The sequence below is a fragment of the uncultured Serinicoccus sp. genome (genome assembly GCF_947500995.1).
Taxonomy (GTDB): Bacteria; Actinomycetota; Actinomycetes; order Actinomycetales; family Dermatophilaceae; genus Ornithinicoccus.
Window position 1 is genome coordinate 202,119 of the sequence record NZ_CANMUA010000002.1, and the last position, 23,735, is coordinate 225,853.

General features: G+C 72.4%; 24 protein-coding genes. 9 read left to right on the forward strand and 15 right to left on the reverse strand.

Translation table 11 applies throughout. The features are described 5' to 3' along the window. Positions 1-99: 99 nt before the first annotated feature. The 3 genes from Q0967_RS04055 to Q0967_RS04065 all read right to left on the reverse strand — a co-directional run bounded on the left by Q0967_RS04055 (position 100) and on the right by Q0967_RS04065 (position 3,157). A complete protein-coding gene (locus tag Q0967_RS04055; RefSeq protein ID WP_298746460.1) occupies positions 100-1,470 on the reverse strand; it encodes an L-serine ammonia-lyase in 1,371 nt (456 codons plus the stop codon). Positions 1,471-1,538: 68 nt separating this feature from the next. After that, the gene (locus Q0967_RS04060; RefSeq protein ID WP_298746457.1) at positions 1,539-2,798 is read right to left on the reverse strand and encodes an RNA polymerase sigma factor; all 1,260 of its coding nucleotides are present in this window, start codon (positions 2,796-2,798) and stop codon (positions 1,539-1,541) included. 5 nt (positions 2,799-2,803) lie between these two features. After that, the gene (locus Q0967_RS04065) at positions 2,804-3,157 is read right to left on the reverse strand and encodes a YciI family protein (protein WP_298746454.1); all 354 of its coding nucleotides are present in this window, start codon (positions 3,155-3,157) and stop codon (positions 2,804-2,806) included. Positions 3,158-3,351: 194 nt separating this feature from the next. Here Q0967_RS04065 and ctlX point away from each other — a divergent pair, with 194 nt between their 5' ends. The 5 genes from ctlX (at position 3,352) to Q0967_RS04090 (ending at position 6,922) form a co-directional block, all read left to right on the forward strand. Continuing rightward, a complete protein-coding gene (gene ctlX / locus Q0967_RS04070; RefSeq protein ID WP_298746451.1) occupies positions 3,352-4,416 on the forward strand; it encodes a citrulline utilization hydrolase CtlX in 1,065 nt (354 codons plus the stop codon). Positions 4,417-4,543: 127 nt separating this feature from the next. Beyond that, positions 4,544-4,930, forward strand: a complete 387-nt coding sequence (locus Q0967_RS04075) for a thiol-disulfide oxidoreductase DCC family protein (protein ID WP_298746448.1) — start codon at positions 4,544-4,546, stop codon at positions 4,928-4,930. Continuing rightward, complete coding sequence (locus Q0967_RS04080) at positions 4,927-5,361, forward strand: SRPBCC family protein (RefSeq protein WP_298746446.1); 435 nt, start codon at positions 4,927-4,929, stop codon at positions 5,359-5,361. The genes Q0967_RS04075 and Q0967_RS04080 overlap by 4 nt, the downstream gene beginning before the upstream one ends. A 123-nt stretch (positions 5,362-5,484) precedes the next feature. Beyond that, positions 5,485-6,039 (forward strand): dihydrofolate reductase family protein, encoded by a 555-nt coding sequence (locus Q0967_RS04085; protein ID WP_298746443.1) that lies wholly within the window; start codon positions 5,485-5,487, stop codon positions 6,037-6,039. Positions 6,040-6,070: 31 nt separating this feature from the next. Then, positions 6,071-6,922, forward strand: coding sequence for a TrmH family RNA methyltransferase (locus Q0967_RS04090; protein WP_298746440.1), 852 nt, complete (start codon positions 6,071-6,073; stop codon positions 6,920-6,922). Between the two features lie 98 nt (positions 6,923-7,020). On the opposite strand, the gene Q0967_RS04095 is transcribed toward Q0967_RS04090, so the two are convergent. Both Q0967_RS04095 and Q0967_RS04100 read right to left on the reverse strand, forming a co-directional pair. Beyond that, complete coding sequence (locus tag Q0967_RS04095; protein WP_298746437.1) at positions 7,021-7,704, reverse strand: haloacid dehalogenase type II; 684 nt, start codon at positions 7,702-7,704, stop codon at positions 7,021-7,023. Further along, positions 7,701-10,487 carry a DEAD/DEAH box helicase gene (locus Q0967_RS04100; RefSeq protein WP_298746436.1) on the reverse strand — a complete coding sequence of 929 codons (2,787 nt, stop codon included), beginning with the start codon at positions 10,485-10,487 and terminating at the stop codon, positions 7,701-7,703. Before Q0967_RS04100 ends, Q0967_RS04095 begins: the two co-directional genes overlap by 4 nt. 132 nt (positions 10,488-10,619) lie before the next feature. Between Q0967_RS04100 and Q0967_RS04105 the strand changes: the two genes are divergently transcribed. Together Q0967_RS04105 and Q0967_RS04110 are read left to right on the forward strand one after the other, a co-directional pair. After that, positions 10,620-11,801, forward strand: a complete 1,182-nt coding sequence (locus Q0967_RS04105) for an NAD(P)/FAD-dependent oxidoreductase (RefSeq protein WP_298746433.1) — start codon at positions 10,620-10,622, stop codon at positions 11,799-11,801. Positions 11,802-11,954: 153 nt separating this feature from the next. After that, positions 11,955-12,533, forward strand: coding sequence for a DUF2231 domain-containing protein (locus Q0967_RS04110; RefSeq protein ID WP_298746431.1), 579 nt, complete (start codon positions 11,955-11,957; stop codon positions 12,531-12,533). Here the strand turns inward: Q0967_RS04110 and Q0967_RS04115 are convergent. Together Q0967_RS04115 and Q0967_RS04120 are read right to left on the reverse strand one after the other, a co-directional pair. Continuing rightward, a complete protein-coding gene (locus Q0967_RS04115; protein WP_298746429.1) occupies positions 12,526-13,893 on the reverse strand; it encodes a phage tail sheath subtilisin-like domain-containing protein in 1,368 nt (455 codons plus the stop codon). The genes Q0967_RS04110 and Q0967_RS04115 overlap by 8 nt on opposite strands. Before the next feature lie 75 nt (positions 13,894-13,968). Beyond that, a complete protein-coding gene (locus Q0967_RS04120) occupies positions 13,969-14,454 on the reverse strand; it encodes a MarR family winged helix-turn-helix transcriptional regulator (RefSeq protein ID WP_298746427.1) in 486 nt (161 codons plus the stop codon). A 52-nt stretch (positions 14,455-14,506) separates the two neighbouring features. On the opposite strand from Q0967_RS04120, the gene Q0967_RS04125 reads away from it, so the two are divergent. After that, positions 14,507-14,923, forward strand: coding sequence for an organic hydroperoxide resistance protein (locus tag Q0967_RS04125; RefSeq protein WP_298746425.1), 417 nt, complete (start codon positions 14,507-14,509; stop codon positions 14,921-14,923). 152 nt (positions 14,924-15,075) lie between these two features. Here the strand turns inward: Q0967_RS04125 and Q0967_RS04130 are convergent, their stop codons facing one another. The 5 genes from Q0967_RS04130 to Q0967_RS04150 all read right to left on the reverse strand — a co-directional run bounded on the left by Q0967_RS04130 (position 15,076) and on the right by Q0967_RS04150 (position 17,743). Further along, entirely contained in the window at positions 15,076-15,210 is a 135-nt protein-coding gene (locus Q0967_RS04130) for a hypothetical protein (RefSeq protein ID WP_298746423.1), read from the reverse strand. A gap of 83 nt (positions 15,211-15,293) precedes the next feature. Beyond that, positions 15,294-15,635, reverse strand: a complete 342-nt coding sequence (locus Q0967_RS04135; protein WP_298746421.1) for a DUF2200 domain-containing protein — start codon at positions 15,633-15,635, stop codon at positions 15,294-15,296. Between the two features lie 63 nt (positions 15,636-15,698). Further along, positions 15,699-15,917 (reverse strand): hypothetical protein, encoded by a 219-nt coding sequence (locus tag Q0967_RS04140; protein ID WP_298746419.1) that lies wholly within the window; start codon positions 15,915-15,917, stop codon positions 15,699-15,701. 10 nt (positions 15,918-15,927) lie between these two features. Further along, positions 15,928-17,064: a helix-turn-helix transcriptional regulator gene (locus tag Q0967_RS04145; protein WP_298746417.1), complete on the reverse strand. Its 1,137-nt coding sequence runs from the start codon at positions 17,062-17,064 to the stop codon at positions 15,928-15,930. Positions 17,065-17,083: 19 nt separating this feature from the next. Further along, on the reverse strand, positions 17,084-17,743 hold the full coding sequence (locus Q0967_RS04150; RefSeq protein WP_298746415.1) for a hypothetical protein: 660 nt from the start codon (positions 17,741-17,743) through the stop codon (positions 17,084-17,086). A gap of 557 nt (positions 17,744-18,300) precedes the next feature. Here Q0967_RS04150 and Q0967_RS04155 point away from each other — a divergent pair. Continuing rightward, entirely contained in the window at positions 18,301-19,713 is a 1,413-nt protein-coding gene (locus Q0967_RS04155) for a recombinase family protein (RefSeq protein WP_298746413.1), read from the forward strand. Positions 19,714-19,895: 182 nt separating this feature from the next. Here the strand turns inward: Q0967_RS04155 and Q0967_RS04160 are convergent, their stop codons facing one another. The 3 genes from Q0967_RS04160 to Q0967_RS04170 form a co-directional block, all read right to left on the reverse strand. Beyond that, on the reverse strand, positions 19,896-20,606 hold the full coding sequence (locus Q0967_RS04160; protein ID WP_298746412.1) for a hypothetical protein: 711 nt from the start codon (positions 20,604-20,606) through the stop codon (positions 19,896-19,898). 433 nt (positions 20,607-21,039) lie between these two features. Next, complete coding sequence (locus Q0967_RS04165; protein ID WP_299449170.1) at positions 21,040-22,107, reverse strand: DUF4062 domain-containing protein; 1,068 nt, start codon at positions 22,105-22,107, stop codon at positions 21,040-21,042. 98 nt (positions 22,108-22,205) lie between these two features. Then, a complete protein-coding gene (locus Q0967_RS04170; RefSeq protein WP_299449171.1) occupies positions 22,206-23,459 on the reverse strand; it encodes an HNH endonuclease signature motif containing protein in 1,254 nt (417 codons plus the stop codon). Positions 23,460-23,735: the final 276 nt, after the last annotated feature.

Here is a 23,735-nt window from a genome sequence, read left to right on the forward strand (position 1 = left end):
GCTCTCACAGTGCTGACGGTACGACCATCGGGCGCCTGGGGAAAGGTCCTGTGACAAACCTTTGCCGAAGCGAGACCTTGGCGACCCGGACAGAGGCCCTCAGCACTCGACGACGTTGACCGCCAGCCCGCCGCGCGAGGTCTCCTTGTACTTGCGTTTCATGTCCCGGCCGGTCTGCCGCATGGTCCGGACCGCCTGGTCCAGGGAGACGGTGTGCGTGCCGTCGCCGTGGCGTGCCAGCCGGGCCGCGTGCACCGCCTTCATCGCGCCCACCGCGTTGCGCTCGATGCACGGGATCTGCACCAGCCCCCCGACGGGGTCGCAGGTGAGACCGAGGTGGTGCTCGATGCCGATCTCGGCGGCCGCCTCCACCTGTGCCGGCGTGCCCCCCAGCACCTGGGTGAGGCCCGCGGCGGCCATCGCGCAGGCGGAGCCGACCTCCCCCTGGCAGCCGACCTCGGCCCCGGAGATGGAGGCGTTCTCCTTGATGATGATCCCGATCGCACCGGCCGTGAGCAGCAGGTCGACCACGCCGTCGTCGTCGGCGCCCGGGACGAGGTGACGGTAGTAGTGCAGGACGGCGGGGATGACGCCGGCCGCGCCGTTGGTGGGGGCGGTGACGACGCGCCCGCCCGAGGCGTTCTCCTCGTTGACCGCCATCGCCCACAGGTCGATCCAGTCCATCGCCCGCCACGGGTCGTCCGGCAGTCCCTGCTCCTGCAGCCGGGCGTGCAGCACGGGCGCCCTGCGACGGACCCGGAGCCCTCCCGGCAGGGTGCCCTCGTGCGCCAGCCCGGCCGCCACGCACTCCTGCATCACCGACCACAGGTGGAGCAGCTGGGCACGGGTCTGCTCCCACGGCCGGAAGGCCTCCTCGTTGCGCCGCACCAGGCCCGCGACGTCCACGCCCTGCTCCCGGCAGTGGGCCAGCAGCTCGGCGCCGGTGCCGAAGCCGTGCGGCAGCGGGGTGTCGTCCGCGACGACCCGGTCCGCGCCCAGGGCCTCCTCGTCCACGACGAAGCCGCCGCCCACGCTGTAGTACGTGCGCTCGCGCAGGACCGTGCCGTCGGCCGCGCAGGCGCGGAACGTCATACCGTTGGGGTGGCCGGGCAGGGTGAGCCGGCGGTGCAGCACGAGGTCGTCCTCGGCGAGGCCCACCTCGACCCGTCCCAGCAGGCTGACCCGGCCGCGCTCCCGGACGTCGGCGACGCGCTGGGCGACCGTGGCGGTGTCGACGGTCTCCGGGTCCTCGCCCTCGAGCCCGAGGACGACCGCGCGGTCCGAGCCGTGGCCGTGCCCGGTGGCACCCAGGGAGCCGAAGAGCTCGGCGCGCACGCGGCCGACCTCCGGCAGCAGGCCGTCCGTGGCCAGGCCCTCGGCGAAGATCCGCGCGGCGCGCATCGGGCCGACGGTGTGGGAGGACGACGGCCCGATGCCCACGGTGAACAGGTCGAGGACGCTCAGGGCCACGGCGAGCACCCGACCGGAGGTGGCGGCAGGCTGGCGCGGGATCGCACCCTCCGAGCGTAGCGCCGGCGTCAGCCTCCGGGGTGGGAGATCTCGGGCCGCGCCAGCTCGGCGCGGCGTCGTCGCAGGTGGGCGCGCTCGGCCTCGTTGCCGCACGCGGCCAGGGCCGTGTCGAGCTGCTGGAGCGCCGCGGCCACCTCGCCCGACCGGGCGAGCAGCTCGGCGCGGACGACGGGCAGGCGGTGGCTGCCCGCGATCTCCACGCCGTCGAGGGCGGCGAGGCCGGCCTGCGGACCGTGCGCCTCCGCGACGGCGACGGCCCGCGCGAGCCGGGCGGGCGGCGACGGGGCGAGGACCAGCAGCTGGTCGTAGAGCGCGACGATGCGGTCCCACCTCGTCTGCGCGCTGCTCGGGGCGGCGGCGTGCTCGGCGGCCACGAGCGCCTGCAGCAGGTAGGTCCCCGCCAGCTCCGGCAGCGGGGTGCCCACGACCACGGGCGAGGCCAGCAACCGGCGCGCCTCCGCGACCTCGTCGTGGTGCCACCGGTCGCGGTCCTGGTCGCCCAGCAGCACCAGCCGCCCCTGGTCGTCCACCCGGGCGTCCCGACGGGAGTGCTGCAGCAGCACGAGGGCCAGCAGCGCGGTCAGCGTGGGGTCCTCCGGCCGCAGCTCGCGCACCGTGCGGACCAGGCGCACCGCCTCCCCCGCGAGCGCGGGACGCAGCAGGTCGGGACCGCTGGCCGGGGCATACCCGGCGGTGAAGGCGAGGTATGCCGTCTGCGCGACGGTCTCGAGACGCCCGGGCAGGGCCGCGAGGTCGGGGACGGCGAAGGGGATGCCGGCCGTGACGATCTTCTTCTTCGCGCGGGTGAGGCGGGCCGCCATGGTGGGCTCGGGCACGAGGAAGAGGGCGGCCACGTCGTGCGTGCTCACGCCCAGCACCAGCCGCAGGGCGAGGGCGCTCGACGCCTCCGGGGCGAGGGCCGGGTGGGTGCACATGAGCACGAGGCGCAGCAGGTCGTCCTCGACGAGGTCGCCGGGGTCGGCCATCGCGCGGGGCGGGCGGCGGTCGAGGTCGGTCGCGAGCAGCGCGTGACGCCGGCCGGCCATCGCCTCGGCGCGCAGCCGGTCGACGATGCGGCGCCGGGCCACGGTCTGCAGCCAGGCCGCGGGGTTCGTCGGGGCGCCCTCCCGCGGCCACTGCCGGGCGGCGGCCTCCACGGCGTCACCGAGGGCGTCCTCGACGAGGTCGAGGCGCCGGAAGCGCGCGAGGAGCAGGGCGACCAGGCGGCCCCACTCCTCGCGCACGACCTCGTCGAGCTCGGTGACCATCGTGGTCAGGAGGGGTCGATGACCGGGCTGACCTGGATGTCGTAGGACGGCAGGACGGTGAGCAGCTCCAGGACGACGTCGAGGTCGGGGGCCTCGAGCAGGTAGAACCCACCCAGCTCCTCCACGGCCTCCGCGTAGGGCCCGTCGGTGACGACCCGCTCACCGCCGCGGGTGCGGACGACCGTGGCCGTGTCACCGGCCCCGAGCGCCTCGGCGGCCAGGATCTCCACGCCCTCCCGGTCCCGGCAGGCGGCGTCGAAGTCCTCGAACTGCCGCATCACGGCCTGCTTGTCCTCGTCGCTCATCGTGGACCACGCGGACAGCTCGCCATCGGCCATGAGCAGCACGACGTACTTCATCGCTGCCCCCTCGCCGGACCGGGGCACCCCGTGGTGCCGGTGCTGCGGACGATGCGTCGCTCCATACGTCTCTCCTCGCTCCTCGCGGGCCGCCGTGCGCGACCTCACCAGCATGTCGGACGGGACGGCAGGAGATCGACACCTGACCCCGACATTTTCGGAGGCAGACCCCGCGATGCCCTAGATTGCCGGGCGTGAGTGCCCAAGCCCCGTCCTCCGTCATCCTCATCCGCGCCGAGAACTTCGTGCCCAACCCGGCCACCGCCACCGACAACGCCTTCCAGCACGACGTGCCCGTGGGGCAGTCGGTCGAGGCGACCTCGGCGGCGGCGCTGGCCGAGATGGACGCGGTGGCGCAGGCGCTGCGGGACGTCGGGGTCCGGGTCCACGTCTTCAGCGACCCGGACCACACCCGGCCGGACAGCGTCTTCCCCAACAACTGGCTCTCCACGCACCCGGGCGGCTACGTCGCGGTCTACCCGATGTATGCCTCCAACCGCCGGCACGAGCGGCGCGGCGACATCCTGGAGATGCTCAAGGCGGACTACCGGCTGCAGACGATCGTCGACTACTCCGGGCTGGAGCCGGACGGCATCTTCCTGGAGGGGACCGGTGCGATGGTGCTGGACCACGTCTCCCGGGTGGCCTACACGGCCGTCAGCCACCGGGCCGACACCCACGTCCTGGAGCGCTTCTGCAGCGACTTCAACTACGAGCCGATGCCGTTCCGGGCGGTCGACGCGGGCGGGGTGCCGGTCTACCACACCAACGTCATCGCCTGCATCGGCACCGACGTCGCGCTCATCGCGCTCGACATGATCGGCGACCCGCAGCGCCGCCGCGAGGTGCGTGAGCGGCTCGAGGTCACCGGGCGCGAGATCATCGAGCTGAGCGAGCACCAGGTGCGCGAGTTCGCGGGCAACGCGGTCGAGCTGCTGGGGCGGACCCCGGAGGGTCGGCGGCAGCACGTCATGGCGATGTCCGGGCGGGCCCGGCGCAGCCTCACCGGGCCGCAGATCACCGCGATCGAGCGCTCCTGCCAGATCGTGTCGGTGGACATCCCCACCATCGAGCTGGCCGGGGGCTCGGTGCGGTGCATGATCGCGGGGGTCCACCTCGACCCTCGCCGCACCGGCGCACCCGAGCCCACCGCGACCGCCGAGGCCATCGACGAGGCGCCGGTCAGCGCGGACGGCCAGGTGGAGGAGCCCCGCCCACGGAGCACCGGCCGCGAGGCCGGGCAGCCGCAGCCGGTCTGAGCGCCGGGGCGCACCCAGGCACCGGGCGCTGCCCGGAGGTCTCCCTCTGACCGGTCGAGGGGCCTGCTGCCTCGCCGGGGCGCCCGGTCGACTCGCCGCCGGTCGCACGGTGCGCGACCATGAGGTCATGACGACAGCACCCCGCCGCAGGCCGCTCGCGCTCTACGACGGCGACTGCGGCTTCTGCACGCGGGCGGCGGGGTGGATCCCGCGGCTGGGCGCCCGGGTGGACGTCTCGTCGCTGCAGGAGCACGACCTCGCCGCCCTGGGCGTCGACGCCGGGCGCACCGGGCTGGAGATGCCCGTGGTGCTCCCCGACGGGCAGGTCGCCTACGGCCACCGCGCGTGGGCGCAGATCCTCGCCCACTGCCCCCAGCCGCTGCGGACCCTCGGGCTGGTCCTGGGCTCGCGGGTCCTGGAGCGCCCGGGCGCCGCCGTCTACCGGCTCGTGGCGGCCAACCGGGGGCGGCTGCCGGGCGGCACCGCCCAGTGCGCCATTCCGGGTCAGGGGTGAGGCGCAGCGAGGTCTGGACCTCGGCGCGCGGGCCGCTGCCGGTCGACGAGGCCTGGGATCGGTATGCCGATCCCTCCCGCTGGGCGGACTGGGCACCGCACCTGCGCCGCGTCGAGGTCGACGGGGTGTCCGCCGGGGGGTCGACCCGGCTGCACGCGGGGATGTCCGGTCGGGTGCACGGGACCCTGGGGCTCGCGGTCGACTTCGTGGTCAGCGCCGTGGACGAGCCGGCGCGGACGTGGTCGTGGACCGTGCGCCTGGTCCGGCCGGTGCCGGGCCCGTTCCGCCTGGACCTGCACCACACCCTCGTCGCCCTGCCCGACAGCACCGGCCCGCTCACCGAGGCCGGTCTCGTGCTGAGCGGGCCGGCGCCGGTCGTGCTGGCCTACCGACCGGTGGCCAGGTGGGCGCTGCGACGTCTGGTGAGCTGACCGGGGAGTCCCTCCCGCCGGTCCCGAGCCTGCCGCGGCGGCACCGATGAGTCGGCGGCCGCAGCGACGTCATACCCCCGACGGCCGCACCCGGGGCGGCCCACGGCAGACCGGAGGAGCAGGATGCGCCAGCTGATCGTCACCGAGTTCATCACCCTCGACGGGGTCGTCGACTCCCCCGGGGGCGGCGAGCACCCCCACGGCGGGTGGAGCTTCACCGACGTCGAGTTCGACGAGGCCGCCTACGAGATCAAGGGCACCGAGCAGGACGAGGCCGGTGCGCTGCTGCTGGGTCGGCGGACCTACGACGAGTTCGCGCCGGTGTGGCCGAGCATGACCGAGGAGTTCCCCGGCTACAACGCCATGCCGCGCTACGTCGTCTCGACCACGCTCACGGACACGAGCCAGTGGGAGGCGACCGTCCTGGGGTCGCTGGACGAGGTGCGGGCGCTCAAGGAGGGCGAGGGCGACCCGATCATCGTGCACGGCAGCGCCACGCTCGCGCAGGGGCTCGCGGCGGCGGGGCTCGTCGACCGCTACCACCTGCTCGTCTTCCCCGTGCTGCTCGGCAGCGGCCTCCGGCTGTTCGCCGACGGCCCCCACCAGAGGCTCACGCTGGTGGAGTCGCAGACCTACGGCAACGGCGTCACCATGGCCGTCTACGACGTCCGGCGCTGAAGGCGACGGGCCGTCTGGTTCGATCAGGGGTATGCCTGCCCCCCGCCGGACGCTGCGCGTCACCTCCCGCAACGCGACCTTCCAGCGCTGGGAGTCGCTGCTGGGCAACCGCCGGGCCCGGCACCGGGCCGGCGAGCTCCTCGTGCACGGCGTCCGCCCGATCGACCAGGCGCTCGCCCACGGCTGGCCGGTGCACGCGCTGCTGCGCCCGCTCGGCGGGCGGCCCTCGGAGTGGGCCGCCCGCGTGTGGGCGGACGCGGGTGGTGAGCGCTTCGAGGTCGCGCCCGGGCTGCTGGCCGAGCTGGCCCAGCGGGAGGACGAGCGGACCGAGCTCGTCGCGGTGGTCGGCATGCCCGACGACGACCTGGACCGGGTGCTGGGCCCCGGGGACGCCGGGACGGCTCGGGCAGGTGCGCCCCTGGTGACGGTCTTCGACCGGCCGGGTCAGCCCGGCAACATCGGGACCCTGCAGCGCTCGATCGACGCCTTCGGGGGCACCGGCCTGGTGGTGACCGGGCACGCCGCCGACCCCTACGACCCCAAGGCGGTCCGCGCCTCGACCGGCTCCTGCTTCGCCGTCCCGACCGTGCGCGTGGACTCGGCGCAGGCGGTGCTCGACTGGGTGGAGGCGCAGCGCCGCAACGGCGTGCCGATGCAGGTCTGGGGCACCGACGAGGGCGGTGAGAGCGACCTGGGCTCCGTGCCCTGGGAGCTGCCGACGGTGCTGGTCCTGGGCAACGAGACCCGCGGCATGGCGAAGGCGTGGCGCGAGGCCTGCGACGGTGTCCTCAGCATCCCCATGGTGGGCTCGGCCAGCTCGCTCAACGCCGCCGTCGCGGGGTCGATCGTGCTGCACGCTGCCCTGCGGGGCCGCGCGCGCTGACTCCTGCGCAGAAGGGGTACCTCTGTCGGGATGCATCCCCGCAGAGGTGCATCTCCTGCACACGAGTCGAGGGGCGGCCGCTCGCGGCGCCTGCTGCGTCAGCCCTCGGTGGCGTCCAGCCGGCGGGCCAGGTCCTCGATGCCGCTGACGGTGAGCTCGGGGGCGGCCATGTGGCCCGGGTAGCGGGCCGTGCCGCGCTCGACCCACGCCGTCCGCAGCCCGGCCGCCCGGGCGCCGTGCAGGTCCCAGGGGTGCACGGCGACGAGCATCGCCTCGGCGGGTGCGACCCGGCATACCTGCAGGGCGTAAGCGTAGGACTCCGGCGCCGGTTTCCACCGCGGCGCGTCCTCGACGGTCAGCAGCCGCTCGAATCGGTCGAGCAGCCCGGCCCGCTCGAGGAGCCCCTGCGCCACCGCCGTCGACCCGTTGCTCAGCGTCACCAGGCGGACACCCGCGTCGTGGAGCCGGCGCACCCCGGCCTCGACGTCCGGGTGCAGCGCGAGCCGGCCGAACCCGCCGAGCACGTGCTCGACCGCCCCCTCCACCTCGGTATGCCGCAGCTCACGCGCGAGCATCGGCCGCAGCACGGCGCGCCCGACGTCGGCGAAGCGCGGGTTGTCGCCGGCCGCGGTGAGGGCGAAGCCGTCCCGCAGCAGCGCGGCGAACCACGTCGTGGCCATCGCCCCCGGCGCACCCACCTCGGCGAACCGGTCGGCCATCGGGCTCATGTCGGACAGGGTCTCGTTGACGTCGAAGATCAGGACGGCCGGCGCGGAGGTCATCGCCCCATCATCGCCGTGCCGTCCTCCGCCGGGAAGAGCCGCGCCCGCTCGGCGGCGACGACCTGGCGGGCGAGGTCGGCCTCGCTGAGGTCGTAGGCCTCGGGAGCGCTCTGGGCGGTCTCGCTGACCCGCGCGTACCGGTCGAAGGTGCCGGCCTTGGCCGACAGCAGCTCGACCAGCCGCTCGTCGACGCTGTCCTCGGTGAGCAGGCGGTGCACCTGGACGGTCTGCAGCTGGCCCATCCGCCGGGCCCGCGCGACCGCCTGCCACTCGGTGGTGGGCTTGAGCTGCGGCTCGCAGAGCACCACGACGGAGGCGGCCTGGATGTTGAGCCCGACCCCCACGGCCTGGATCTGCGCGACCAACGCGGCCCCGCCGGCCGCCCGGGAGAAGTCGTCGACGACCTGCTGGCGCCGGGCCGGCGGCACCGAGCCGGTGAGCGGGCCGAAGACCGGCCCCGGCAGGCTCGTCGCGACCCGGTCGAGCACGTCGCGGAAGTAGGAGAAGACGATGACGCGGCGGCCGTTCTCCTCCGCCTCGGCCACGACCTCGAGCAGGTGCGCGAGCTTGGCCGACCGCAGACCCGAGACGAAAGCGGCACGGCGCATCGCCATGAAGCTGCCGGACGCGACGGCGTCCCGGTAGGCCACCTCGTCCGCGGCGGACAGCTCCAGCCACTCCTCGACCTCGACCAGCTCCGGGAGCTCGACGAGCACGTCCTCGGTGTTGCGGCGCAGGTAGACGGGGGCGATGCGGCGGCGGAAGTCCACCGGGGAGTCGCCGAGGCCGTCCAGCAGGTCGGGGCGCAGGTAGCCGACGAGCGTCGCGAGCTCGCCCACCCTGTTCTCCAGCGGGGTGCCGGTGAGCAGGAGGACATGCTGGGTGCGGGCGACGAGCGCGGCCACCCGGCGGGAGCGCTGGGCGGCGGGGTTCTTCACGTAGTGCGCCTCGTCGACCACCAGCGCGTCCACCTCGAAGCCGTCCAGGTCCTGGCCGAGGGCCGCGAGCGTGGAGAAGGTGGTGACCGCGACTCCCCCGTCGGCCTGCCACCGCGCCAGCTCGGCCTGCCGGTCGGCACCGTGCAGCCGGCGCGGCTCGAGCCCGGTCTTGGCGTCGACCTCGCGGACCCAGCTGCTGAGGACGGCGGCGGGGCAGACCACGAGGAACCAGCGGGCGCCCTCGGTGGCGCGGTGCGCGAGCACGGCGAGCGCCTCGACGGTCTTGCCCAGGCCCATCTCGTCGCCGATGAGGACCTTCTCCTGGACGAGGGCGAAGCGGGCCGCGAAGCTCTGGTAGCCGCGCAGCGGCACCGTCAGGTATGCCGTGTCCAGCTCCTGCGCTCGGACCGCCTCGACGACGTCCTCGGGCAGGTCGCCGTGCGTGCCGGTCTCCTCCACGAGGCCGAGCTCGGAGAGCAGCGCGAGGTAGTGCGCCGGACGGTCGGAGAAGTCGACCCAGGGGTCGTCCTGCTCGGCCCGGGCGAGGGCGTCGCGCAGCTCTCTGGCCCGCTCCAGGACGGGCAGGACGAGGTCGAGCAGGTCCTGGGCCGGGGCGTCGCCCAGCACGGCGAGGTGGGTGGTGCGGTCGGTGACGTGGTCGGCGAGCGGCAGCAGCGTCTGGGCGAGGGCCACGAGGTCGGTCGCCTTGGCGGTCTGGCGCAGCAGGTCCCAGGTATGCAGCCGCTCCAGCAGGCGGGTCGCCTGCGGGGTGCGGTCGTCGGGGTCGAGCCGGACGGGGGCGTCGTCGAGGGCCAGGGTGCGCAGGGTCTGGGCCGCGCCGCGCATGCGCCGCGCGGTGACCGGCCCGACGCCGGGGAGGGCCTCGAGGTCGGGGGTGTGCCGCACGTGCTCGTGGTCGAGGTCGTGGTCGCGGTCGACGTTCTGGTCGCTGGCCAGGACCTGCTGGACGGTCGTGATGCCGGCCTCGGTGAGGGCGCCGATCCGCAGCCGCTCGCCGGTGGCCTCGCGGAGCCGGTCGACCGGCATCTGCGCCAGCAGTTGGTCGGCGGCGAAGGCGCGGACGGCCTCTCCGGCGGTCAGCGCCTGCTGGCGGGCCTCGTCGGCACGGGTGATGACCGTGGCGAGGGGTGGCAGCACGGCGGGGAGGTCCCGCACCTCCCGCAGATCAGGGAGCGCCGACTGGTCGGTCGGCCCGCCCTGCTGTGCGCCGAGCGTCGTGACGTCGGTCCGGTCGGTGGGCCGGCCCCGCAGGTCGCCGAGCGTGACGACCTGCTGGTGGTCGGTAGGGCCGCCGAGGAGGTCGACCAGGCCGAGGTGCGGGTGCAGGGCGGCGTCGCGGGCGAGCGGCAGGGTGGGCTCGCGGGTCTGCGCGTCCAGCCGGGCCAGCCACGCCTCGGGGTCGGCGCCCCAGTCGCGCTGGTGCTGCAGGAGCCAACGGGCCTGCGTCTCGGCCCGGGTGCGGCGGGCGCCGAAGGTCACGAGGCGGCGCAGCCCGACGAGCGCGCGGGCGGCGTCGACCGCCTCCGGCACCCGCAGGACCAGGTCGTCCAGCACCTCCTGCTCCGACGCGCTGAGACCGGTCAGCGCGGCCCGGGCGGCGAGCTGTCCGAGCAGGATGTCGTCCTCCCCACCGAGGGCGAGCACCCGCCACCCGCGCGTGCCCGCGGGCCGGAGGCGGGTCATCCGGGCGGTGAGCCGGGCGCCCGCGGCCTCGGCGGTCCGGGTCACCTCCCGGCGGTGCGCGTCGACGCGCGCGGCGACCGGCGACAGCCGCTCCCCCTGCGCGACCACCTCCTCCAGGCGCGCCCGCTCGTCCCTGTCCATCACCGGCGAGCGTAGCGGGGAGGTCCGACGGCGGGGTCCTCGCCGCCAGGCGGAGTGCCGGGCGGCGAAGCGACGGTATACCTCGGCGGCCCGGCTAGGCTGACGAGACGCAGTCCCGACGGACGGAGCACCATGGCACGGCACGACGTGGTCATCATCGGTGCCGGCAACGCCGGTGTCTCCCTGGCGGCGCGGCTGCTGCGGGTCGGCGCGAAGGACGTGGCCGTGGTGTCGCCGGACCGCCCGCACCTGTTCCGGCCGCTGCTGAACTACGTCGCCGGCGGGCAGGCGACGATGGACGAGCTGACGCGCAGCACCGCCGCGGTCCTGCCGGAGGGGTGCACCTGGATCCGCGACCGTGCGGCGGCGGCGCACACCGAGACGCGCGAGGTCGAGCTGGCCGGTGGTGAGCGGGTCGGCTACCAGGACCTCGTCCTGGCGCCCGGCATGGAGGAGGACCTCGACGCCGTGCCGGGTCTTGCCGCGGCCATGACGGCGGGGTGGTCGCTGACCGCCCACGTGGAGTCCCAGGCCAGTGCGGTGTGGCGCGCGGTCGAGGGTCTGCGGCGCGGACGCGTCGTCTTCACGATCCCCCCGGAGCCCTCACCGTGCGGCGGTACCGCCCTCAAGCCGCTCTTCCTGGCGTGCGACCACTGGCGTCGGTGCGGGGTGCTGGACGACCTCGACGTGCACCTGGTCACGCCGTTCGACGGGGTCCTGGGCGTGCCCTTCGTGGACGGCCGGCTCGGTGACCACCTGCGCGAGCTCGGGGTCACCGTCCACCACGGGTCGACGGTGGGGTCGGTGGACCACGAGGAGCGCACGGTGACCGTGGACGGACCCACCGGGACGGTCCTCGCGGAGGTCGAGCGTGCCTTCGTCGTGCCGCCCTACCGCGGGCCGGACTGGCTCGCCCCGCTCGCCCGGGAGGGCTCTGCGGGTCTGGTCGACATCGACCCCGAGACCCTGGCCCATTGCCGGGCGCCTCGGGTCTGGAGCCTCGGCGACGCTGCCGCGCTCGACACCCGGTCGTCCGGAGGTGGACTGCGCCAGCAGGTCGAGGTGCTCGCCGACAACATCGCCCGCAGCAGGCTGGGCCGGCCGCTGCGACGCTACGACGGCTACACCATCATCCCCGTCACGGTGGACCGGCGCCGGCTGATGCTCGTCGAGTTCGACCGCACGGGTGCCCCGGCGCCGACCACGAGCCTGGTGGACCTGACCGTCCACCGCCGTGCGCTCTGGCTCTTCGACCGGTACGTCGAGCCGGTCATCTACTTCCACGCCCTGCTGCGGGGTCGGCTCATCCCCTGAGCGGGTCGTCCGCGGCGCTCTGCGTCTCGGGGTGCCGCGCCCCTGGCCTGGAGGTGCGGCGCCCTGGTCTCGACGTGCGGCGCCCCTGGTCTCGACGTGCGGCGCCCTCCGTCTCGAGGTGCGCTCGACCGCGAGCAGGCGGACGATGGCGTCATGGAGCAGATTCAGTCCCAGCCAGTGCCCGCCATCGTGCGGTGGACCGAGCGCCTGGAGCAGACCGAGGCGCTGGACGGTCCGGTCCAGGCCATCGAGCCCACCATCACCTCCGTCTTCGGGTCGGGCACCACCGGCTGGGCCCTGCGCGGCGAGTGGCTCGGCCACGCGCTGCACCCGCTGCTCACCGACATCACCATGGGCTCGTGGACCTCGGCGACGGTGCTCGACCTCGTCGGCGGTCCCGCCTCCGCACCGGCCGCCCAGCGGCTGGTGGGGCTCGGGCTCCTCACGGCCGCCCCGACCGCATGGTCCGGCTGGGCGGAGTGGTCCGAGACCGGCCCCCGCGACAAGCGGGTCGGCCTCGTGCACGCCGCCGGCAACGCGCTCGCCGCCACCGCGTACGCCGCGTCCTGGATCGCCCGCCGCAGCGGCAACCACCGCCTCGGTGCCGTGCTCGCGATCGGCGGGGCCGGGGCGTCGGGCGCTGCGGCATACCTCGGCGGTCACCTGGCGGTGGCGCGCAACGTCGGCAGCAAGCACCCGGCGTTCGACGACCCGGCCCAGATCGTCACCTAGGCCCCGGCTCCTCGGACGGGTCGTGCGCGCCCGAGTCGTCGGTCGGGCTCCCCTCGGTCCGTCGACCGAAGAGCGTGTCCGCCTCGTCGGGCGAGCCGGCCCTGCTTGCCCGTCGACCGAAGAGCGCGTCCGCCTCGTCGAGGCCCAGCACCGGTCCCGACCTCTGCGCACGGTCGAGGACTCGCCCGAGGTTCTTCTCGGTCTCCCCCAGGTAGCGCGAGACCACCCGGCCCAGGTCCACCCGGTCGCGCCCCACCTGACCCCGACCGGTCGGCGGCACGGCCGTCTGCAGGGTCAGCGTGTGCACGTCGAACTCGGCGGGGCGCAACGGCGCCATCCAGAACGACAGCACCACGCGCCCCGCGCGGACGTCGGCGTCGGTCATCGTCTGCCCCGGCCCGCAGCGCGCGCCGTAGGCCTCGTCGACCTTCGACCCGGCGAACGCACCCTGCAGCCAGAGGGCGTGCAGGAAGTCCTCCGTCCGCCGCCGGACGTCCGCCCAGAGCGCCGCGTCACTCGGCCGGTCCGCCACGACGTCCAACCCCGCGGTGAGCGACGCCAGGACGTGGTCGGTGAGCCGACGCACCGACAGAAAGCGCGCCGCCGGGTCGCCGGTCTGCGCCCCGGCGAGCGTCCGCGCACCCCACACCAGCCGCCCCCGCCCGGGGAACTCGCGCAGGGCGTTCACCCCGGCGTCGGTCAGCTCGTCGGTCCGGGTGCGGTCGAGGGCCTCGGTGAAGCCGTCGATCCCCCGCAGCTCGACGCCGGCCGGTGCCTTCCACACCCCGCGCTGCGCGTCGGTGCGGGCGACGACCCCGGCCACCGCCCCGCTCGGCGGCACGGCCAGCCCGTCGACGACGACCCAGGGGTGGTAGGCCGCGGCGCGCTCCCGGTGCTCGTCCACCTCGTCCAGGCGCCTGCCCACCTCCGAGGTCCAGGGCCCCGGCGGGAGGTCGAGCAGCAGCACCGCCCGGTATGCCGCACACCGAGCGAGCGCGACCCGCACCTGTTGGGGGTGGTCGGTGGTGAGACCGGGCACGACCAGCACGGTGATCCCGGAGTCGTCCAGCGCGTGCAGACCACCGGGGCCCTCGGTGGGCACGAGCTGCTCGGGGGCCGGGCCGGCGGCCCGGACGACGACGGCCTGGGTGCCGCCGCCCGCGAAGAAGAGGTCGACGGCGTGGCCGAGGGGACGGCCCGCGTCGAGGCTGGGACCGAAGACGGCGTGGTAGGCGGCTGCGCTGCTCACGGTGACAGGTGAGTCGACCGGGCCCGTGCCCGCGGCACCCACGAAGCCGGTGACGGCCGTGGGGAGCGCCTCGACGGGCCCGACGGTGCCGCGGGGTGCGGGAGGAGGCATACCGTCAGGAGGAGACACCGCACGGTGAGATACGTGCAGGAAGTACCGACAGCCGAGCGTGCTCTCGGCAGACGGTCAGCCGGTGCGGTCCGAGTGGTCCTCCAGCGCGTCGATGACCGTGTCGAGCAGGGAACGCAGGGCGCGGCCCTGCTCCTCGGTCATCCCCATGCCGTCGGCCAGCCGCTGCGGCACGTCGGCCACGCGCTCGCGCAGCTGCCACCCGTCCTCGGTCACCGAGACCAGCACGCGCCGCTCGTCGCGCCGGTCGCGCACCCGCGTGACCAGGCCGGCCGCCTCCATGCGCTTGAGCAGCGGGGTGAGGGTGCCGGAGTCCAGGTGCAGGCGAGCACCCAGGTCGCGCACGCCCAGCGGCTCCCCCGAGTCCCAGAGGGCGAGCAGGGTGAGGTACTGCGTATAGGTCAGCCCGACCTCACCGAGCAGCTCGGCGTAGCGCCGGGTGACCGCACGGGAGGCAGCGTAGAGCGGCAGGCAGATCTGCGCGTCGAGCGCCAGCTGCGGGTGGTCCGCGCCCCGCCGGCTCGTCGGGTGGCCATCGTCCATGCCGCCATCGTAGCGTTTGCACCATTCGATTGTGCGCAATACAGTTGTGGGCATGGATACTCTCTACACCGCTACCGCTCTTGCCACCGGGGACGGCCGCAACGGCCGCGTCGAGTCCAGCGACGGGATCCTCGCCGCCGACGTCCGGGCCCCGAAGGAGATGGGCGGACCCGGCGGCGCCACCAACCCCGAGCAGCTCTTCGCCGCCGGCTATGCCGCGTGCTTCCACTCCGCCCTCCGCGGCGTCGCGAAGCGCGCGGGCGCGGACGTCACGGACTCCGAGGTGGTGGCGGACGTCTCCATCGGCCCGAACGGGGAGGGCGGCTTCGGCCTGGCGGTCGGTCTCGAGGTGACGCTCCCCCAGGTCGAGCGCGCCGACGCCGAGAAGCTCGTGGAGCAGGCCCACCAGGTGTGCCCCTACTCCAACGCCACCCGCGGCAACATCGAGGTCACCCTCACCGTCGCCTGACCCTCGCACCGACAGCACCGTCGTCCCGGCCCTGGGCCGGACGACGGTGCTGTGCGGTGAGGTGGGCGAGGTCGGGCCGGGGGGTCACCATGAGCGACGCCGAGACCGAAGCCCGCGCTCATGCCGTCCGACGGGCCCGGGGCCGGGGGGGATCAGCGCTTCTTGGGGTGAATCACGTTCTCGAGCTGCGTGGCCGCGTCCCCCTTGGCCCGCTTGTCCGCCCGCTTCTCCTTGATGCTCTTGCCGGACTTCTTGGTCATGGACTGGCGCGGCGACTTGTCTGTCATGGCGTGGCCTTCGATGGGGAGACCTGAGTGGTCCCGCTAGCCCTGACAGTACGCGTCATCCACCCCGCCCGCGGACCGGAGGCTCAGGAGCGCAGGACCTTGGCCATCGGACGGCCCTTGGCCAGCTCGTCGACGAGCTTGTCGAGGTAGCGGATCTGCCGCATCAGCGGGTCCTCGACCTCCTGAACCGTGACGCCACACACCGACCCGGTGATCTGGTCGACGCGCGGGTTGAGGTCCGCGGCTGCGAAGAAGTCCTCGAAGGTCGTCCCCTCGGCCAGGTGCCGGCTCAGCTCGGCGTCGTCGAACCCGGTCAACCACCCGAACACCTCGCGCACCTCGGCCTCGGTCCGCCCCTTGCGCTCGGCCTTGGTCACGTAGTGCGGGTAGACCGAGGCGACGCTGACGGTGAAGATGCGGCTCATGTCAGGTGCTGGTCCTCGGGTGCGGGTGGCGATGCGTGGGTCGTCCCGGCTGCCAGGCCCGCGTCAGCGGCCGGCGTCCTCGACGGTGCTCTGTCGACCGTGAGCGGCCGTCGCATCGCCCTCCGCCTCGTCGTGGTCCTCGGCCGTGGCGTCGTCGGGGCCGGTGTCGTTGGTGTCCGGGGTCTCGGGGACGGCGTCGGCGCCCCCGCGGATGGTCTCCTCGTTGAGGGAGCCGGAGCCACCCTCGGAGACGGTGCCGCCCTGGTCGGAGTCGTGGGTCATGCTCCTCAATCTACGTCCTGGATCGCAGCATCTCCTGCCGGACAGTGGCAATGGGGCCGAAGGCCGCACCCCGCGCGTCATGGTGAGTCAGCACGTGGACGAGTTCGCGACGGCTGGAGACCCCTACCTTCCTGAAGGCCGACTTGAGGTGGTCCTGCACGGTATAGGCGCTGATGGCCAGGCGGCCGGCGATAGCCGTCGTCCCAGCCCCCGCGACCACCTCGCGCACGACCATCCGCTCCCGGGGAGTCACGTCATACAGGTCGAGGTCCAGGTCGATGGTGTGCTCGGCGCTCGCGGGCTCGACCGTGACCACCGTCCGGGACGGGCCCGGGTCACCGCTCAGCGGCGCCGCTCGGAGCATCAGCCACCGGCCGGTCCTCGTACGCGCGCGAACGAAGGGCGAGACCGCATGACCCGCCTGACGCAGGCGGGAGGCCTCGGCGACCATGCGCACCGGCGCGGGGAGCGCGCCGCCTTCTCCCCCTCCCAGCTGCTCGAGGTAAGCCTGTGCCGTCGTGGTGATCCCGCTCGCCCGACCCTCCGCATCCAGCACCAGCACTGAGGCCTCGGCCTCGTCGACGCCGGAGCGGGCACCCGCGACACCCGCGGCCGCGGCAGCCGACCGACGCACCCCGGCGGCCAGCACATCCTCGAGGGCACTCAACGAGGCTGCCTCGTCGACGGTGAACCCTGGCCGGTGCGGTGCACGATAGAGCCCGCACGCGGCCACCATGCTGCCTCCGGACCGCACCACCGAACGCATCTCGTGCTCGAGGTCGAAGTGGGGGGCCAGCAGCTCCCTTACCCGGGGCGTGCTGTGCGGACCACCAGGCACGTGGTCGGCGAGGATGCCCACGCCGTCCCGCCGACCGGTCAGGGTCGTCATGGTGATGGGGTCGGGGTGGGTGAGCTCGAGCCTGATGAAGAGCTCGTCCAGCGAGTCGTCGAGCCCCGTGCGAAACGTGTCGGTGAGGATGCCTGACACCGGGTCGACCAACGAGAGCACGGCCGCGTCGTGCGGGATCATGTGGTTGATGACCTCCCGCGAGGCCGCGGCGAAATCGCTCCACGGGAGGCCGTCCGCCGCCAGGCCGGCCACCTGCCGCCGGGACCACTCCAGCGTCGCTCGCCGTCTGCGCGCCATCGCCCCAGGCTAGTGGGGCCTACTCCTGCTGCGCCAGCACGTCGTCGAGCACGACAGCGGCGAGCTCTCGGGCCACCGCCGGGTCGGCCGCCTGGGTCTCGACACCCATGCTCCCGATCTGTATGGCGACGCGGGGCCAGCCGTTGGCCAGCTCCGGGTCCCCCTCGTGGCTCTGGCAGACGGCCGGACGCCCGGAGATCTCGCAGGGCTCGTACGGGTCCGCAGCCATACCCTGGAGGAACTCCCGCTCGCTCCAGTCCGCCTGGACCCAGACGCGTGCCACCTCGAACCGCTCGTCGCGCAGGGAGCACAGGCTGTCGACCTCGGTCACCTCGTCGGCGCGCAGCTCGACGAAGTCGTCCACCACCGGGCGCAGCTCCTGCTCGTCCAAGGTGTCGCAGAGAGCCTGCGCGTCGGCCAGCAGCACCTCGAGGGACTCCTCACCCGGGTCTGCTCCCGCAGGCTCCATCCCGCCGGACGGGTCTGCCTCAGTGTCCTCCGACGACTCCTGGGCGTCCCCCTCCTGGCCGTCCTGCTCCTGGGTGCCCTCCACCTCGATACCTGCGTCCGCCTCGTCGGCCTCCTGCGCTGAGGCGCCTTCTTGTTCGGTCACCTGACTGGTCCCGTCGTCCGTCGCCGAGTCGGCATCGCTGCCGGAGCAGGCCGACAGCACCGCCACACCCCCGACCATTGCCACCCAGGCGACCGACGAACGACCTGTCCGGCGGGTTCCTCGGCAGGGTCGAAGGGCGCTTCGGCCCTCTCGTCGCCTCGTTCCTGGGTTCACGATCGATCTCCTGGGTGTCGGTAGGACCTGCCGCCTGCCGCGCGGCATCGCCGGGTGTGATGACGACCCTGGCAGCGCTGAGGTGGGTACCGCCATCCCAGACATCTGGGATGGACCAGTCATGCTTCGAGGGACGACGCAGGAGTCCCCCTGGACCCTAGAGCGATCACCGGTCTGGCGGCTGCCACGACCAACCCGGTCGGCTGCGCCCTCGTCAATCCGGGGATCCTTGCTGTGGAGGGCGACGACACTTCCTCGATCGCTCCGCATCGCCGGCGCACAGCCCGACAACCCGGCCCGCGTGGGGCCGGGTGCGGGGCGGGGTCATCGCAGTCTCCACCGGACCCCGGTCGCCGTGACGTCTGCGGTCGCGTCGTGCTGGTGGACCCAGGTGTGGTGCCGGGGGCAGAGCAGGGCGTAGTTACACATATGTCGCTAGTCTGACCACCATGGCGACTGGCACGGGGGCACCCCGTAGGGCGGCGATCTACGCGCGGATCTCGAGGGACATCGAGGGCAGTGGGGCGGGCGTGCAGCGCCAAGTCACGGACTGCCAGAAGTTGGCCGAGTCAGTGGGCTGGGGCGTGGCCGATACCTACGTGGACAACGACCTGTCTGCCTACACCGGCAAGCCGCGACCGGAGTACGCCCGGATGCTCACAGACCTGGCCGACGGGGTGGTGGACGCGGTGCTCTGCTACCACATGGACCGGCTCACTCGTCGTCCGAAGGAGTTGGAGGAGTTCGTCGAGGCCGTCGAGGCCGCCGGGGTCAAGCACGTGCGGTTCGTCGCCGGGGACACCAACATCGGCACCGGGGACGGTCTGATGATGGCCCGGGTGATGGGCGCGTTCGCCTCGCATGAGTCGGTGTCGAAGTCCCGGCGGATGGCTCGCAAGTGGGAGCAAGACGCCTTGGAGGGCAAGCCCCGCCATGGGAGCACCCGCCCGTTCGGGTACGCCCCGGACTGCATCACCGTGGTCCCCGAGGAAGCGGCCATCATCCGGGAGTTGGTGAACCGGTTCCTGGCTGGGGAGTCAGCGCGGTCGTTGTGCACCTGGCTCACGGACACCGGGGTGGCTACCGTCGCTGGCGGCAACTGGCAGACCTCGACGTTGAAGCAGATCCTGACCTCAGGACGCATCGCGGGATACCGGGAGCACAAGGGCGTCAAGGTCGCCAAAGCCGTGTGGGAGCCGATCATCACCGAGGAGCAGCACCGGCAGGTCCTGGCGCACGTCGAGGCCAGGAAGCGCAGCGGTCGGCGGGCACCGCAGAGATACCTGCTCTCAGGGTTGCTGCGGTGCGGCAGGTGCGGCACCGGGTTGTACTCCTCGCGCCGGGAGGACACCCGCCGGTACGTGTGCCAAGCCGGGCCCGATCACTACGGGTGCGGCAGGTTAACCGTGGTCGCCGACCCGGTGGAGCGGCTGATCGCGGACGCGGTGCTGTTCCGGCTCGACTCCCCGGAGATGGCTCGTGCGACGTCGGGCAAGTCCAGCAGCGACGAGCGGACAGCGGCCCTGTCGGAGTCCCTGGCGACCGACGAGGCGCAGATGGAGGAACTGGCCCAGGCCTACGCCGCCAGGCAGATCAGGATGGCCGACTGGCTCACGGCGAAGAAGCCCATCGAGGAACGGATCGAGACCACCCGCCGGAACCTGGCCCGGATGAACGGGCACAGCGACCTGGCCCGGATCGCCGGCCACGGCAAGCAGTTGTCCCAGCAGTGGACGAGCCTGAACCTGGGTCGTCAGCACGCGATCGTCAAGGCCGTCCTGGACCATGGCGTAATCCGCCCCATGACACCGGGGGTGCGCACCTTCGACGCGGCCCGAGTCGTGCCGGTGTGGCGCGTCTGAGGGTCAGCCCCGGCCCGGTGCGTGCTCCCGCTCCGCGGGTGCGCGCGCACCCGGGCTCGGGCCTGTCCCCAGCAGTGCGGACACCCGCGACAACGTCAACGGGTCACTGACCCGGACGTCGACACCCTGGTCCTGACAGGAGGCAGTCACCCACCGCTCCAGGGCTTCCGAGTCCATACCGCTCAGGCCCATGCGAACCACACCGCCGGAGGCCGGTCCCAGTCCTCGTGGTCCTCGGAGAACCACATCTCAGTAGGGTGAGCGCCCCCCATGACATCGCACGCCAGCGACAGCACCTCCGCGCGGGAGTCACCGACCAGGCGAACCTCGGCAGCCTGAAACCCCTGGGACACGTCGTAACGGTGCTTGCCGAACACCTGCGGGGCATCGAAGGTCTTCGAGACGTACTTGGACATGTACCCCGCCGCGCGCCTGGCTTCCTCCCAGGTGCTGGCACCCACCGGCATGTCCGAGAGCCGCTTGATGTGCACGAACCCCCGACCCCACACCTTGCTGATGCGCCCGACGGGGATGTACCGGTTGATGCCGAAGTGGACGTGAAAGTGCACCCCGTCCTTATGCAGCTCGGGAACCCACACATACGGCAGCGGGTCACCCCCGAGCTCGGTGCGCAGGTCGCGGAAGAACTGGCCGATGTGCTGGCGCAGGACCCGTGGATCCGTGCACCGGGGAGGGCCGTAGGTCAGCGTCCCGAGACGGGTGATCGCGTTCGCGGCGCAGTAGCGGCGGACCTGACGGCGGGCGCGGCGGGCGGCCTCCTGCCGCGACCGGACAGGGTCAGCGGCAGCGCCAGCAGCGACGAACGGGCGATCACCCCGGCTGGCAGGTTGGAAAGACCCGCCCGCTTCGCCAGCGGCAGGGACCAGCGTCAAACGCCACGCAGGATCAGGAGGTATGGCAGGAACACGAACAGACACGGAGGCACCCCAGAAGGACGAGCCGACAAGGACGTCAGTCCCCAGCACGAACCCCGTTATGTCACCGGCCAGGAAACCCGGCCCCGAACGCGCGAACGCCGCAGGAGGACTCAAGCCACCTGCGGCGCATCCCCGCTACCTGCGTTCGTGTCGACTTACCGGTACGTCCCTGCCTTCGCGTAAGGCCGCGCGATTCGCTCCGGGAGCAGAGCATCAGTTTGTGGCGTCATACGGCAGAAGTGGCCCACCGCAACCGGTCCCGCACCGACCAGCCACAGAAGCACCCGGTCGACAGCGGCATCCTGCCACACACGACGACGACAGGGAACCCCCACGAGTTACGTTGCTACTTCAAGTCAAGGCGGTGCAGGTGACGCTCGCAGCCAGGTCAGCCGTCCTCGCCCTGCGTTCCATGCTCTTTGGACGGGGCGGCCGGCTCCTCATCGGATTCGTCATGCTCTGACATGTTGACTTGCCGCACGCGTCTCAAGACTTCGAGACCGAACTCCGTCAGCGACCAGTATTCATTGTTGTCACTGACCGCATGCTTCTTTGTCGAAGGCTCTGCCAGGCCCAGCGTGACAAAGTCAGCCAGCAACTCTTTAAGCTGGTTGTAGGCAACTAGGTCCCAAGTCTTGTGGGGATCGGTGCGTACATGCATGGCCAAGGTTCCCGCCAAATCCTCTACTGTACTCTCCACCATCATCTCAGGGCCAAGCCACTTGAACACATGGAACAGAGAGACCTCGGAATCATCGTGCCATTTACTACTGCCCCGATATCTGTAGGAAGGCTTACGCTTGTTGCTAAATAGCATGCGCACAACCCGGACGATTTCGTCTCGCTGCTCTTTCTTGGACGCCTCTCCGGCCGCTTTTAATTGATTCCGCAATTCCGCGTTCTCCGCACTCAGACGGACAACCTCAGCAGCCATTTCTGCCCCTCCTGCGGACGAGGCACGGACCCATCCGTCCCGGGGGTTGGCGGTGAACGCCTTCATCAGAGCAATCGAACACTTGGCATGCAGGTCGTCCGCGTTCGCCCAGAAACTTACCGGCTTTTCCTTCACCAGTCTCTTGAAGTCGATCAGATCAGCACGATCACTTTCGCCTGAGTCAAACTTGTCTCCCGGCCAGGGTGCCTGGTCGTCGATTACGAAACCAAGGCAAGGCACGCCCTGCTCTCGAGCATATTCGTATTCCTTACGGGTGAAACTGACCCCCTCATCAGTAACAGAACCAAGCCTATGTGCGACGATGACCACATAATAGTCACTTTGGTCTATGTGACGCGAGATAATGCCCCACTGCTCTTCATCCGCAGCACTGAACATCTCCATGCCAACCGGAATGTGGCCCATCTCTAGGACCGCCCGAATAACTTGATCGCGCTCACCCTGTAGATCCTCGAACGTTGAACTGACGAAGACCTGATACTTCGGCTGCGCAGCCACCATCACTCCCCTCCCGGTTGTGGATGATCGCGACTCTACCGCAACGACTGTGCGCTCATCCCCCTTGCGGCTCCGCCGTCCCATCGACTCCGCACTGGGGCCTATGAACGACTGGCGTAGTTGGACAGGTCCGAACGGCCACCGCGGGCCCAGTGCACGACGTGGTGGGCCTCGCACCAGGTCGCGGGCACGTGGCACCCGGGGAAGGTGCACCCGCCGTCCCGGTGCGCCAGGGCGCGGCGCTGGCCCGGGGTGACCAGCCTCTTGGCGCGCCCGAGGTCCAGGATCTGTCCCTTCTCGCCGAGCACGGCGGGGAGGATGTCGGCCTCGCACGCCAGCTGGCGCACCTGGTGGGCCGGGATCGTCCCGTCGTGCACCGTGTGCCCATCCCCGGCGAGGGCGCCGCGCAGCTCCTGCAGCCCGATCGTGACCATGACCTGCGCCTTGGGTGTCGTGGGCTGCCCCTGCGTACCGGCGACACCGCGGCGAAAGACTGTCATGAACGCGTCGTACCGCCGCTGACCCGCGGTCCGCAGGTCCAGCTCCGCCAGCGTGGCACCACCACCCCCGGCGGGGTCCGCCACACCGCCCTCGGCCACCCCGGTGACACCACACTGGCCCCGATCCTTGGCCGGTGCCGGCGCGGCCAGCGGCGACATGAGGACGGCCCGGATGGCCTCGTAGTCGGCGTCGCTGCCCACGGTCACCACGAACCGGTGCAGGGACCCGTCCGCCAACGACGACTCGTGCACGTCGCGCAGCTCATGCCTGGCCTGGGCGCGGGCGATCTGTTCCTTCTCGGACAGGCAGGTCGCCACGAGCTTGGACTTGATCCTGCCCAGGTCCTTCTCGTCGAACTCCTCCCGGCCCGCCGCGACGGTCAGCAGGTCGGCCGCGTCGGCATACTCGGCCTCCCCGAGGGCCGGTCGGATCCTCGTCAACGCCCGCAGGACCTGCGCCGCCCGGTGCACCGGCACGCTCCCGTCCTGGACGGCGTCCGCCAACGGGACGTGCACGCCCTGCTGGGCGGCGCGGGCGACCATCGCGATCTCGATCGCGGTCCGTGAGGCCAGCCCCGGGCATACCAGTCTGACCCAGTCGACGTCGGAGAACCCGGCCTCCTGGTGCAGCCCCCGGCTCAGCCCTTCCCGGACCACCGCCACCACCAATGCGTGCGTCCGGGCGACCACGCCATCGAGCGCCCCCAGCACCTCACCCAGCTCGCGCTCCTGCAGCAGGGCGGGCGACGCGAGGGCCGTCACCGACCGCTCGAGGACACCGGCGAGCTCGCCCACGACGCCGCCCGCGCCGTCGGCCCCACCGCCGGTCGCCTCACTCCTCCAGCTCCCCCTCATACGAACAAGTGTACGATCGACGTCTGACAGACCCTCCCCGTGCGTCATCTCGACGGACGTCTCACCCCGCCCGCGCACCCCCGGCCCCGGCCTCTCATCGCCCCTCGCCATTCCTCGACACGTCGGTTCCTGTGTCGGCGACTCTTCCGTGATCACACATTCCGCCCTATGATTCTGCTGGCCTCCTGGGGAATGTGAGGAGGCGTCGTATTTCACCGTGAGCAGGGACCCGTGAACGTTCAACCACCCTTGTCCGCGACCCCTGCACCGCAGGCT